Source organism: Delftia tsuruhatensis NBRC 16741 (genome assembly GCF_001571325.1).
In the GTDB taxonomy this organism is placed as follows: domain Bacteria; phylum Pseudomonadota; class Gammaproteobacteria; order Burkholderiales; family Burkholderiaceae_C; genus Comamonas; species Comamonas tsuruhatensis.
The window spans coordinates 214967-226989 of sequence record NZ_BCTO01000010.1 but is presented as its reverse complement, the minus strand read 5'-3'; the positions used below and the strand labels follow the sequence as shown (position 1 = coordinate 226989).

12 protein-coding genes are annotated in these 12023 nt (G+C 68.8%); 4 read left to right on the top strand and 8 right to left on the bottom strand.

All coding sequences use genetic code 11. From position 1 onward, the window contains the following. Nucleotides 1–8 precede the first annotated feature (8 nt). From DTS01S_RS04105 to DTS01S_RS04090, 4 genes are all read left to right on the top strand, one after another. Nucleotides 9–1064 (top strand): ABC transporter ATP-binding protein, encoded by a 1056-nt coding sequence (locus DTS01S_RS04105; RefSeq protein ID WP_061287376.1) that lies wholly within the window; start codon nt 9–11, stop codon nt 1062–1064. After that, entirely contained in the window at nt 1061–1903 is an 843-nt protein-coding gene (locus tag DTS01S_RS04100) for an ATP-binding cassette domain-containing protein (protein ID WP_017406289.1), read from the top strand. Before DTS01S_RS04105 ends, DTS01S_RS04100 begins: the two co-directional genes overlap by 4 nt. A gap of 136 nt (nt 1904–2039) precedes the next feature. After that, nucleotides 2040–3533 carry an ABC transporter substrate-binding protein gene (locus DTS01S_RS04095; RefSeq protein WP_017406290.1) on the top strand — a complete coding sequence of 498 codons (1494 nt, stop codon included), beginning with the start codon at nt 2040–2042 and terminating at the stop codon, nt 3531–3533. Nucleotides 3534–3633: 100 nt separating this feature from the next. Further along, nucleotides 3634–5085 (top strand): amidase, encoded by a 1452-nt coding sequence (locus DTS01S_RS04090; RefSeq protein ID WP_016445689.1) that lies wholly within the window; start codon nt 3634–3636, stop codon nt 5083–5085. Here the strand turns inward: DTS01S_RS04090 and DTS01S_RS04085 are convergent. The 8 genes from DTS01S_RS04085 to nudB form a co-directional block, all read right to left on the bottom strand. After that, nucleotides 5072–6085, bottom strand: coding sequence for a Bug family tripartite tricarboxylate transporter substrate binding protein (locus DTS01S_RS04085; protein ID WP_016445688.1), 1014 nt, complete (start codon nt 6083–6085; stop codon nt 5072–5074). The two genes, DTS01S_RS04090 and DTS01S_RS04085, sit on opposite strands and share 14 nt — an antisense overlap. Nucleotides 6086–6227: 142 nt before the next feature. Further along, nucleotides 6228–7253, bottom strand: a complete 1026-nt coding sequence (locus tag DTS01S_RS04080; RefSeq protein ID WP_026062612.1) for an AraC family transcriptional regulator — start codon at nt 7251–7253, stop codon at nt 6228–6230. A gap of 97 nt (nt 7254–7350) precedes the next feature. After that, complete coding sequence (locus DTS01S_RS04075; protein WP_016445686.1) at nt 7351–7995, bottom strand: LysE family translocator; 645 nt, start codon at nt 7993–7995, stop codon at nt 7351–7353. A 42-nt stretch (nt 7996–8037) separates the two neighbouring features. Then, nucleotides 8038–8892 (bottom strand): DUF429 domain-containing protein, encoded by an 855-nt coding sequence (locus tag DTS01S_RS04070; protein ID WP_017406292.1) that lies wholly within the window; start codon nt 8890–8892, stop codon nt 8038–8040. Between the two features lie 14 nt (nt 8893–8906). After that, the gene (locus DTS01S_RS04065) at nt 8907–9788 is read right to left on the bottom strand and encodes an EamA family transporter (protein WP_016451038.1); all 882 of its coding nucleotides are present in this window, start codon (nt 9786–9788) and stop codon (nt 8907–8909) included. Between the two features lie 105 nt (nt 9789–9893). Beyond that, a complete protein-coding gene (gene folE / locus DTS01S_RS04060; protein ID WP_016445683.1) occupies nt 9894–10616 on the bottom strand; it encodes a GTP cyclohydrolase I in 723 nt (240 codons plus the stop codon). Between the two features lie 129 nt (nt 10617–10745). Next, the gene (locus tag DTS01S_RS04055) at nt 10746–11516 is read right to left on the bottom strand and encodes an endonuclease/exonuclease/phosphatase family protein (RefSeq protein ID WP_016445682.1); all 771 of its coding nucleotides are present in this window, start codon (nt 11514–11516) and stop codon (nt 10746–10748) included. Nucleotides 11517–11543: 27 nt separating this feature from the next. Then, nucleotides 11544–12020 carry a dihydroneopterin triphosphate diphosphatase gene (nudB, locus tag DTS01S_RS04050; RefSeq protein WP_046241037.1) on the bottom strand — a complete coding sequence of 159 codons (477 nt, stop codon included), beginning with the start codon at nt 12018–12020 and terminating at the stop codon, nt 11544–11546. Nucleotides 12021–12023: the final 3 nt, after the last annotated feature.

The window sequence follows — 12023 nt, the reverse complement described above, 5'->3', positions numbered from 1 at the left end:
ACGCGCCCATGCCCCTGCTCGAAGTCTCCGGCCTCACCATCACCTTGCAGACCCCGCGCGGCCGCGCGCGTGCCGTGCAGAACCTGGAATTCATCCTGGAGCGCGGCGCCACGCTGGGCCTGATCGGCGAGTCGGGCTGCGGCAAGTCGCTGACCGCCCTGGCGCTGATGGGCCTGCTGCCGGAGCATGCGCAGGTGGACGGCAGCATCCGGCTCAACGGCCAGGAGCTGCTGGACATGGACGAGCGCGCGCTGTGCCGCCTGCGCGGCAACCGCATGGCCATGGTGTTTCAGGAGCCCATGACGGCCCTCAACCCCGTGCACGGCATCGGCCGCCAGGTGGCCGAGCCGCTGCGCCACCACCAGCGCCTGGGCCGCCAGGCCGCGCGCGAGCGCGCAGTGGCCCTGTTGGAGCGCGTGGGCATTGCCCGCGCAGCCCAGCGCTTTGATGACTATCCGCACCAGTTCTCGGGCGGCCAGCGCCAGCGCATCACCATCGCCATGGCCCTGGCCTGCGGGCCCGACCTGCTGATCGCCGACGAACCTACCACGGCGCTGGACGTGACCGTGCAGCAGCAAATTCTCAATCTGCTGCAGGAACTGGTGGCAGAGCACTCCATGGCCTTGCTGCTGATCTCGCACGATCTGGGAGTGATCGCGCAAAACGTGGAGCAGCTGCAGGTGATGTACGGCGGCACCGTGGTCGAAAGCGGCATGACCGAGGCCATCTTCGCGCGCCGCGCCCATCCCTACACGCGCGGCCTGTTCGCCGCCAGGCCGCAGCTGGAGCCTTCGGGACCAGGCCACCAGCCGCCGGCGCGGTTGCCCACCATTGCCGGCACCGTGCCCGAGCTGGTGGACCTGCCAGCCGGATGCGCCTTCGCGGGCCGCTGCAGCTATACCGAGCCCACCTGCCACAGCGAGCGCCCGCGCGCCCTGGTCCTGGAGCGCCCGCAGCGGCCCACGCCCACTGCCCTGCAGGCCTGGGCACAGCCGCATGTGGTGCGCTGCCTGCGCTCCGAGGCCATTGCGCCGGGCATGCATACGCAGGGCCGCAGCACATGACGGAGCACGACCGCCAGGCACCGGCCGCTGCCGATCCGCCCCTGCTGCAGGTGACGGACCTGGCCCGCAGCTACCGTCTGCCACGCCGCTCGTTGTGGCGCGCGCCGGAGCAGGTGCATGCGCTGCGCGGCGTGGATTTCACGCTGACGGCGGGGCGCAGCCTGGGCGTGGTGGGCGAGTCGGGCTCCGGCAAGTCCACGCTGGCACGCCTGGTCATGGCTCTGGACACGCCCAGCGCCGGCAGCGTGCAGCTGCTGGGCCAGGATCTGCACCGGCTCGGCAACCAGGCACTGCGCATGGCGCGCCGCGATTTCCAGATGGTGTTCCAGGACCCCTACGGTTCGCTGGACCCGCGCATGACGGTGGAACACATCGTCTGCGAGCCCCTGACCGCCCAGCCTGCACCGCCCGAGCGCGCAGCCCGGCGCGACCTGGCCCGCGCCACGCTGGAGCAGGTCGGGCTGCGCGTGCAGGACCTGGACAAGTACCCGCATGAATTCTCGGGCGGCCAGCGCCAGCGCATCGCCATTGCACGCGCCCTGGTCACGCGGCCCCGCCTCATCGTGGCCGATGAGCCCGTGAGCGCCCTCGACGTCTCGGTGCAGGCCCAGGTACTGAACCTGCTGCGCGATCTGCAGCAGCAGCTGGGCCTGTCCTACCTGTTCATCAGCCACGACCTGGCCGTGGTCCAGCACCTGTGCGACGACGCCATCGTGCTGAGCGAAGGCCACATCGTCGAGCGCGGGGCTCCGCAGCAACTGTTCCACGCCCCGCAGCATCCCTACACCCAGGCCCTGGTACGGGCCGTGCCACGCATTGCCCTGCAGCACCGCGCCTGAAAGCCGAAAGCTGACAACCACCGGCGCGGACCGGGCCCTCATGGCCACGCGCACGCGCGCCCTGGTGTAAAAACACTGCTGCAGGCCGCAGCCAGCGGCCCATGACCCATCTGCAAGAATTTCCGGAGACCTGTTCATGTTCAATCGCCGTTCCCTGCTGGCCAGCTCCGCTGCTGCCGGCCTGCCCCTGCTGATGCCCTGGCCTGCGCTGGCCCAGGGCCGCAAGGACAGTGTCACGCTGGCGATGACGCTGGAGCCGCCGGGGCTGGACCCCACGGCCGGCGCCGCATCGTCCATTGGCGAGATCGTGCTCTACAACCTGTTCGAGACGCTGACCAAGATCAATCCGGACGGCAGCGTCTCCCCGCTGCTGGCCGAAAGCTGGGAGGTCTCGCCCGACCTCAAGACCTACACCTTCCGCCTGCGCAAGGGTGTGAGTTTCCAGAACGGCGAGCCCTGCAACGCCCACAGCGTGAAGTACTCCTTCGACCGTGCGGGCGACGACAAGAGCACCAACAAGGACAAGCGCACCTTCGCCGCCCTGTCCACGCGCGTGGTGGATGACCACACGGTGGTCGTCACCAACAAGGACATCGACCCCGACTTCCTCTTCGTGCTGGGGCAGGCGACCTCCATCATCGTGGAGCCCAAGAGCGCTGCCACCAACGCCACGCGCCCCGTGGGCACGGGTCCCTACCAGTTGGACAACTGGAGCAAGGGCGCCTCGGTCACGCTCACGGCCTGGCCCCGGTACCGCACGGCCCCCGGCCTGCGCATTCGCCGTGCCACCTTCCGCTTCATTTCCGACCCTGCAGCCCAGGTGGCCGCACTGCTGGCCGGCGATGTCGACGCCTTCCCGCGCGTCACGCCGCGCAGCGTGGCCCAGTTCAAGGCCAACGGGCGCTTCCAGGTCGTGGTCAGCGGCTCGCGGGCCAAGACCATCCTGGCCATGAACAACGCGCGCAAGCCCTTGAACGATGCGCGGGTGCGCCGCGCCATCGCCGCCGCCATCGACCGCAAGGCCGTCATCGACGGCGCGGGCGACGGCTACGGCCTGCCCATTGGCAGCTACTACGTGCCCACGGCCTTCGGCTACGTGGACACCACGGGCATCAACCCCTTCGACGTGGAAAAGGCCAAGGCGCTGCTGGCCGAGGCCGGCGTCAAGACGCCGCTGGAGCTGACCATGACCCTGCCGCCCACGCCCTACGCGCGCCAGGGCGGCGAGGTGATTGCCGCGCAGCTGGCCAAGATCGGCATCCGAGCCAAGCTGCAGAACGTCGAATGGGCACAGTGGCTGTCGGGCACCTACACGCTCAAGAACTACGACCTGACGCTGATCTCCCATGTCGAGCCCTTCGACCTGGGCAACTTCGCCAAGCCTGACTACTACTGGGGCTACCAGTCGTCCCAGTTCAACGAGCTGTACGACAAGATCAAGAACGCCTCGCGCCCCGCCGACCGCTCGCGCCTGCTGGGCGATGCGCAGCGCCTGCTGGCCCAGGATTGCGTGCACGCCTTCCTCTACACGCCCCAATGGGTCACCGTGGCCAACAAGAACCTGCGCGGACTGTGGAAGGACATGCCCGTCTTCGTCAACGATCTCTCCGCACTGTCCTGGGCCACCTGAACCGCGCACAGGCTGAGCCACAGGCGACAGGCGCGCCGGTGGCACCGGGCCACACTGCGCCAGATCTGCCGCAAGAACCGCCATCTTCGAGGAAGCCGCGATGACTGGAACGACACAGGCCCTGCACGACCTGCCCGCCCATGCGCTGCTGCGCGCCTACCGGGACCGCAGCCTCTCGCCCGTCGAGGTCATGCACGACCTGCTGGCCCATGTGCAGCGCTGGGAGCCGGCCCTGCACGCCACCTACCTGCTGCGCCCCGAGGCCGCCCTGGCCCGGGCCCGCGAGAGCGAGGCCCGCTGGCTGCGCGGCGAGCCGGCCGGCCTGCTCGACGGCGTTCCCGCCACGGTCAAGGACAACATCGCCACGCGCGGCGATCCCACGCCCGTGGGCACGGCCGCCATGCCGCAGGTCGCGGCCCCGCTGGATGCCCCACCCGCTGCACGCCTGCGCGAGGCAGGCGCCATCCTTTTCGCCAAGACCACCATGCCCGACTACGGCATGCTGTCGTCCGGCCTGTCCTCGCTGCACGGCAACACCTTCAATCCCTGGGATCCGGACAAGACGCCGGGCGGCTCCAGCGCCGGTGCGGGCGCCGCTGCGGCGGCCGGCTACGGGCCGCTGCACGTGGGCACGGACATCGGCGGCTCCATCCGCCTGCCGGCGGGCTGGTGCGGCATCTTCGGCCTCAAGCCCAGCCTGGGCCGCGTGCCCATCGACCCGCCCTACACCGGCCGCTGCGCAGGTCCCATGACCCGCAGCGTGGCCGACGCCGCGCTGATGATGCAGGTGCTGTCCCTGCCCGATGCACGCGACAGCATGGGCCTGCCGCACCAGGAGATTGCATGGCACAGCTTCGACATGGACCCTGCCCAGGTGCGCGGCCTGCGCATAGGCCTGCTGCTGGATGCCGGCTGCGGCCTGCCCCTGCAGCCCCGCGTGCGCGCCGTGGTGGAGCAGGCTGCGGCCTGGCTGGAATCGGCCGGCGCGCACATCGAGCGCATCGAGCCCTGGCTCACCCGCGACATGCTCGACGGCCTCGACCATTTCTGGCGCATGCGATCGCATGTGGAAATCCAGTCGCTGACGGATGCGCAGCGCCGCGTGATCCTGCCCTTCATCCGCGAATGGGCCGACAGTGCCGCGCCACTGACAGCCACGCAGCTGTTCGTGGCCAGCCAGCAGTCGCACCTTCTGCGCACGGCCACGGTGCGGGCCACGGCGGCCTACGACTATGTGCTGTCGCCCGTGGCGCCGATCACGGCTTTCCCGGCCCACCTGCCCAGCCCCACCAACGACCCGCTGCGGCCGCTGGAGCACATTGCCTTTACCGTGCCCTACAACATGTCCGAACAGCCCGCCGCATCCGTGCCCTGCGGGCATGACGGGCAGCTGCCCATAGGCGTGCAGATCGCAGGCCGCCGGTTCGACGACCTGGGCGTGCTCCGGCTCAGCCGGGTGCTGGAGCAGTTGCGCCCACCCCAGCCCGCCTGGCCACAGCCCGTTCAGTCGGGCCAGGACCGGGCGCAGACTGCATCGGCTACTCCAGCCTGATTCCCGCCTCCTTCACGATGCGCGCCCAGCGCGGCATGTCGCGCGCCATGACGGAGGCCAATTCCTCGGGCGTGCCGCCCACCGGGCGCAGGCCCATGGAGGCCAGGCGGCCGCTGAGTTCGGGCGTGGCCACGATGCGCCGCACCTCCGCCGAGAGCCGGTCCACGATGGGCCGGGGCGTTCCCGCCGCCACGAAGGTGGCGAACCAGCCATTGGCCTCGAAGCCGGCCAGGCCCAGCTCGGCAAACGTGGGCACCTCGGGCAGCGCCGGGTGGCGCTGCATGCCGGTGATGGCCAGGATGCGGATCTTGTCCGACTTCAGGTGCGCATTGGCCGAGGACACATCGATGAAGCCCGACGACAGCTGCCCGCCCAGCACGTCGTTGACCAGCGGCGCCGCGCCCTTGTAGGGAATCAGCGCCAGGTCCAGCCCGGCCCTGGCGCGCAGCAGCTCGCCATGCATGTGCGAGGAGGTGCCGTTGCCGTAGTTGCCGTTGCTGTACTTGCCCGGATGGGCCTTGACCAGGGCGATGAACTCCTGCAGCGTCGTGGCCGGCACGTCGCGCGGCACCACGAACAGGTCCGAGGACAGGGCCACCTGCGATACGGGGGCAAAGTCCTTGAGCACGTCATAGGGCATCCTGGCGTACAGCGCAGGCGACTGGATCATGGCCGTGATCCCCAGCAGCAGCGTGTAGCCGTCTGGCGGCGACTTGGCCACCACGTCGCCGCCGATGATGCCGCTGGAGCCCGGCCGGTTCTCCACCACCACGGGCTGGCCCCAGGCCTGGCTCAGTTGCTGGGCAATGATGCGCCCGATGATGTCGGTGCCACCGCCTGCCGGGTAGGGAATCACCATGCGCAGCGGCTTGGACGGGTAGGCACCGCCTGCCGGCTGTGCAAAGGCGATCGGCGATGCCGTTCCCAGGGCGGCACCCAGTGAGGCGCTGGCAGCGCATGCCAGCGCCGCCCGCAGGCAGCCGCGTCGGCTCGATTCCATGGCTTGTCTCCTTGTCCTTCGGTGCTCCGCCCTCGTTGGCGGGGCGGTGTGCCCTGCCGCAGTGGCAGGGTCCATGGACAGTGTGGCCACCAGGCCTTCAGCCACCAATCGCCGATCGTCTCAAAATGATTGGCAAAAAAGATCAGCGGCCGCGATGCTGGGCCTGCCGGTAGGCGCCCGGCGGCAGGCCGGTCCAGCCCTTGAAGGCGCGGTGGAAGGTGCTGGCCTCGGCAAACCCCACGCGCGCGGCGATATCGGCCAGCGTCAGCTCCGGCCGGTTCAGCAGCTCGATGGCCGCGTCGCGGCGCAGGTCGTCCTTGAGAGATTGGAAACCCAGGCCTTCGTCGCGCAAGCGGCGGCGCAGCGTCTGCGGCGTCATGGACAGCGCGGCGCCGACCTGCTCCAGCGAAGGCAGCTCGCCCGCCAGATCGCGGCGCAGCAGGCGGCGGATGCGCTCGCCCAGGCGCGTGCGGTCGCGGTAGCGGATGACCAGGCCCATGGCCGCCTGGTCCAGGAATTCGGCCAGGCTCTCCGGGGTCTGCACCACGGGCAGCTCCAGCCAGCGCGCATCGAACTCCAGCCCCGTGAAGTCGCGGTCGCGCTGCAGCGGCGCCAGGAACAGGCGCTGCGCCTCCGTGCCATACGGCATGCTGGCGCCGGCCGGCGCGCACACGCCCGTCAGCTCTATCCTGCGCGACACCAGCCACGACATGACGCCATAGCCCAGAAAGCAGAAGGACCGCTCGGCATAGGCCAGCGGCGCATCGCGCTCGCGCAGCGACACCATGGCGATGCGGGCCACGCCGTCCACGACCTGCAGCCGGGGCGCGAAGTCGCGCAGCACCAGGCGGTAGAAACGCAGCCCGGCCTGCAATGCCTCGCCCAGCGTGCGGCAGGGCAGCATGGTGCGGCAGGCCTGGGCAAAACTGCCCACGGGCAGCGGATGGCGGCACAGGCCCCACAGCTCGTCGCGGCAGACGCGGCGCAGCACGCGGATCAGCGCCGCGTACTGCGCCTGGGTCACGCGCGACAGCGGCGCATCCAGCAGAGCAGGCGCAATGCCGGCGCGGCGCAGGATGGCTGGCACATCCATGCCATTGCGCTGCACGCCCTGCACGATCTGCAGGACCTGGACGATGGCAATGGTGTGGGCCGTGGTCTGTGGCATGGGTTTGATGAGGACGCCGCTGCTCATGGCGCCAAGGGGCGTGAGCGAAAAAGCATGGAGGGACTGTGCCACGGCCCCGCATTAGTGTGAACAGGCCCTAGCGCTGCACCAGCGCCAGCCGCACCGCCATGCCCAGGAACACCAGCCCGGCCACGCGGTTGAGCCAGTTCTGCGCACGCACGGATCGCTGCAGCAGCACGCCGAACCAGCCCGAGCAGCATGCGATGGCACCGAACACCAGCAGCGCCGCCAGCATGAACACGCAGCCCAGCACCATCACCTGCGTGGCCACGCCGCCGCGCGCGGGGTCCGCGAACTGCGGCAGAAAGGCCAGGAAGAAGATCAGCACCTTGGGGTTGGTGAGGTTCATCACCACGCCACGCCCCACCCAGCGCAGCGCCCGTGCGGGGGTCAGCGGGTCAGCTGCGCCGGCCTGCGGCATCTCGCCCGGCCGGGCCACGGCGCGCAGCGCACCCCAGGCCAGCCAGGCCAGGTAGGCGGCGCCGCACAGCTTGATGGCGGTGAACAGCAGGGGCGACGCAGCCACCAGTGCCGCCAAACCCAGCGCAACCGCCGCCGTATGCACCACCAGCCCCAGGCACAGACCCAGTACCACGCACAGGCCCACGCGCCAGCCGCGCTGGGCCGATTGCATGAGCACGAACAGGTTGTCAGGCCCCGGGCTCAGGCCCAGCAGCACGGCCACGCCGAAAAAGGCCAGCAAGGTTTCAAAGGTGGGCATCGCTTGTCTCTTCCCGATTCGAGTATTTCAGTGCAGCGCAGATCAGGCCTGGGCCGTGACGATCCAGCCTTCCAGCGGGTCCAGGTCGTGCGGCAACCCGTAGAGCGCATCGCCCTGCGCATGGCGGGCCGCAGCCCAGGCGGCCTGCAGCATGCAGATTGCGGCGTCCAGCCGGTCTCCGCTGCCGTCCGCCAGCAACTGGTTGCGGGTTTCTTCGGCGTCGATACGCAGGCGCAACGCCAGCGGGTTGTCGCCGCGCTCCAGCGCCGCCAGCAATTGCACGCGCGCCTGATGGCGTTCGGGCGTTTGCCGTGCGGGTTCGTCGCTTTTGTAGCTGAGGCGGCCGATCACGGCGCGCGCCAGCATGCCCGGGTAGGCTTCCAGCGCCACGCGGCGCGCATCGCCTTTGCCGGGAGGCTGCAGGCCCGGCAGGTGCACGCCGGCCGCGCGCAGCAAGGGCAGCCCGGCATGCAGCATGTAGGCCACGGGCGGGTTCACCCATTTCATGGAAGGGCTGGCACCGGCAGGCCCGTCCGTGGCCCGGTGCGCGAACTTTCCGCCTGCGGGCCGCGCCGCGCAAAAGGCCTTGAACTGCTCGCGTATGGCCTGGCGCGTGAGGCCGGCATAGTGGTCCATGCAGGCCGCCCATTCCGTGGGCCAGCCCAGCTGCTCCACCAGTTCGCGCGGCAGGGCAAAAGGCAGGTCGAAACCGCCCACCCAGGCCGACTGCGCCGAATCGGCAGGCCGGGCCAGCCAGGCGGCCCATGCGTCCAGCGAGGCGAACTCCAGCAAATCCTGCAGGACCACCGTGTCGCCAGCCAGCAGGCGGCCCAGGGCCATGGTGATGGGCTTGCGCGCCGTAGGTCGGCTGCTGAAATCGCAGCCCAGTACCCGCATTGCCGCCATGGTGCTCAGCCCAGGCCCAGCGCCGTCACACCGACGGCAATGCACACGGCGCCCGCAATGCGTGCCAGGCGATCGCCTTCACGCAGCATGTGCCCGCCGATCAGCGCCGCGAACAGCATGGAGACTTCGCGCGCAGGCGCCACGTGCGACATGGGCGCATCCTGCATGGCGTAGAGCACGAGCACGTAGGCGATGGGGCTGATCAGCGCCACCAGGGCCGCGAAGCGCCACTGCGCGCGCCACAGATGCCGGGCCGTGGGCAGGTCGCGCAGCACCACGGGCGCCAGCAGGAACACGCGCACGAAGTTGCCCATGTAGTCGATGAGGATGGGCGACATCAGCAGCAGCTTCACGCCATAGCCGTCCACCACGGTGTAGCTGGCGATGAAGGCGCCCGTCAGCAGGCCGTACCACAGGCCCATCCTGAGCCGTTCGCGGGCTTCGGGATCATGGCGCGCGCGCAGCAGGCCGGGGCCTCCCGCGATCAGGAAGACGCCGACCACCACGCCGGCAATGCCCAGCACGCCCAACGAGGAAATCCGCTCACCCAGAAAGAGGATGGCCACCATGGACGACAGCAGCGGCCCCGAGCCGCGCGCCAGCGGATAGACCACGGTGAGATCGGCGCTGCGGTAGCCGCGCAGCAAGGTCACGTAGTAGGCCACGTGCAGCAGGCCGCTGGCCAGCACCACCAGCCATTCGTTGCGGCCCCATGTGGGCACCACATCGCGCCCCACCCACCAGCCCAGCGGCGCCCAGATCACCATCATGATGACCGAGGTGAAGAAGGCAAAGCGCGAGTCACCGCCCGCCTTCTTGGCCACGATGTTCCAGCCGGCATGGATGAGGCCGGCAATGATGATCAGGGCAAAGGCTTGCAGCGACATGGGCAGGTCCGGGGAAAGCGGGGCGGGGCGCGGGAAAGAAAAAAGGCCGCGCACTGCGCAGCCTGGGGTGTTGTGTGAGGCGTCCGGGGACGCCACCCCGGGGATTTACTTGCGGCTGGACACCAGCGAGAGGAACTCGCGGCGCAGTTCCGGGTTGGTGAGGAAGGCGCCGCGCATGACGGAGTTCAGCATCTTGCTGTCCATCTCGCGCACACCGCGCCAGGACATGCAAAAGTGCGAAGCCTCCATGACCACGGCCAGGCCGTCGGGGCGGGTCTTGTCGAGGATCAGGTCGGCCAGCTGGATGATGGCCTCTTCCTGGATCTGGGGACGGCCCATGATCCAGTCCACCAGCCGCGCGTACTTCGACAGGCCGATGACATTGGTGTTCTTGTTGGGCAGCACGCCGATCCAGATCTTGCCGATCACCGGGCACAGATGGTGGCTGCAGGCGCTGCGCACCGTGATCGGGCCGACGATCATCAGCTCGTTGAGGTGCTCAGCGTTGGGGAATTCGGTGATGGCGGGCTGCGCCACATAGCGGCCCCGGAACACCTCGTTGACATACATCTTGGCCACGCGGCGCGCCGTGGCGCGCGTGTTGTGGTCGTGCGTGGTGTCGATGACCATGCTGTCGAGCACGCCCTGCATCTTTTCCTGGACTTCGTCGAGCAGCTGCTCGAGTTCACCGGGCTCGATGAATTCGGAGATGTTGTCGTTCGCATGAAAGCGCTTTTGCGCCTGCTTCAGTCGTTCGCGGATCTTGACCGAGACGGGGGTGCCCTCGGCCTGGCTGTCTTGTTTCATGTCGACGAGTTCTCTGAACATGGCTGGCATGGTAACAGCGAAACCCGCAGCATGGCACGCAAGGGATTTTCCACCCAAACGCAGGTTCTGCCCGCCCCGAAAGCTATCAATTCAATAGCAAAAGAGTGGCGTGTGTCAGAGCGGCCAGGGCTAGAGGCGGAATTCCGCAATCAGCGGCAGATGGTCCGACATGCGCCACCAGATGCGCCCCTTGGGCACATGCAGGCCCAGCGGCGTGAGGCCGCGCACATAGACGTGGTCCAGCTGGGCCAGCGGCAGGCGCGAGGGATAGGTGGGCACGCTGGGCAATTCGTCGTATTCGTACAGGCCGAAACCGCCCAGCATGCGCTTGATCTGGCCACCCCAGTCGTTGAAGTCGCCAGCCACCACCACGGGCGCGCCGGGCGGCACCTCTCGCTCGATGAAGCGCTTGAGCTGGGAGACCTGGCGCACGCGGCTGCCGGGGATCAGCCCCAGGTGCACCACGATGGTGTGCACGCGCCGGTTCTGCACTTCCACCTCCACATGCAGCAGGCCACGCTGCTCGAAGCGGTGGTCGGAGATGTCCTCGTGCTGGTGGCCCACCACGGGCCAGCGGGTCAGCAGCGCGTTGCCGTGCTCGCCGTGGCGGGTGTAGGCGTTGGTGCGGTAGACGGCCTCATAGCCCAGGGGAGCCAGATACTCCGCCTGCGAGACCTGGGGCCAGCGCTCGAAGTACGCGGCCTCCTTGTGGTTCATCTTGCGCACTTCCTGCAGGCAGACGATGTCGGCATCGAGCTGCTCCACGGCGTGGCCCAGGTTGTGGATTTCAAGGCGGCGCGCGGGACCCATGCCCTGCACGCCCTTGTGGATGTTGTAGGTCGCGACGCGCAGTATCGACGGGCCGGGGTCCACCTGATGGGAATTCGCGTTTTCAGTCATGGCGGTTCGGGAACGCAGGTGAAGGGTTCAGTCCGGCTTCGTTGGGGAAAAACGTGGAAGCAGCAAGATGGCCTCCGCATTGGACGGTGAATAGCAGCGCTGGGCAGCCTCACGCCAATGATGCCAAGCAGATGCGGTATGTTCCCTCGGATTCAAGAACACAGGGGTGTAGGACGGAATCCGCAGCCCGAAAACCCTCTCGCGGTTGTGCCATACACCGGGCGCATAGCGGTGCTGCCAGGCAGGGTAGATGGTGTAGATGTTCTCCAGCGCCCAGTCCTGCAGCAGGCAGCCGGGCGCCTCGGCATCGATGCCGGTTTCTTCCCGCACTTCGCGCACCGCGGTCTCACGCCAGGACTCGCCCTCATGGTCCTTGCTGCCCGTCACCGACTGCCAGAACTCCCCGCCCTCAGGCGCCGCAGCGGTGCGGCGCATCAGCAGCACCTGGCCGTCATCACGGTGGATGACGACCAGCACCGACTCGGGGATCTTGTGGCCGGCCATGGC

Excerpts from the sequence above, each read along its gene's own strand:
- DTS01S_RS04105 (WP_061287376.1), top strand. The coding sequence starts at position 9 with ATGCCCCTGCTCGAAGTCTCCGGCCTCACCATCACCTTGCAGACCCCG.
- DTS01S_RS04075 (WP_016445686.1), bottom strand. The coding sequence starts at position 7,995 with ATGCCCACCTTTGAAACCTTGCTGGCCTTTTTCGGCGTGGCCGTGCTG.
- DTS01S_RS04090 (WP_016445689.1), top strand. The coding sequence starts at position 3,634 with ATGACTGGAACGACACAGGCCCTGCACGACCTGCCCGCCCATGCGCTG.
- DTS01S_RS04055 (WP_016445682.1), bottom strand. The coding sequence starts at position 11,516 with ATGACTGAAAACGCGAATTCCCATCAGGTGGACCCCGGCCCGTCGATA.
- DTS01S_RS04080 (WP_026062612.1), bottom strand. The coding sequence starts at position 7,253 with ATGCCACAGACCACGGCCCACACCATTGCCATCGTCCAGGTCCTGCAG.
- DTS01S_RS04065 (WP_016451038.1), bottom strand. The coding sequence starts at position 9,788 with ATGTCGCTGCAAGCCTTTGCCCTGATCATCATTGCCGGCCTCATCCAT.
- DTS01S_RS04100 (WP_017406289.1), top strand. The coding sequence starts at position 1,061 with ATGACGGAGCACGACCGCCAGGCACCGGCCGCTGCCGATCCGCCCCTG.
- DTS01S_RS04095 (WP_017406290.1), top strand. The coding sequence starts at position 2,040 with ATGTTCAATCGCCGTTCCCTGCTGGCCAGCTCCGCTGCTGCCGGCCTG.
- nudB (WP_046241037.1), bottom strand. The coding sequence starts at position 12,020 with ATGGCCGGCCACAAGATCCCCGAGTCGGTGCTGGTCGTCATCCACCGT.
- folE (WP_016445683.1), bottom strand. The coding sequence starts at position 10,616 with ATGTTCAGAGAACTCGTCGACATGAAACAAGACAGCCAGGCCGAGGGC.
- DTS01S_RS04085 (WP_016445688.1), bottom strand. The coding sequence starts at position 6,085 with ATGGAATCGAGCCGACGCGGCTGCCTGCGGGCGGCGCTGGCATGCGCT.
- DTS01S_RS04070 (WP_017406292.1), bottom strand. The coding sequence starts at position 8,892 with ATGCGGGTACTGGGCTGCGATTTCAGCAGCCGACCTACGGCGCGCAAG.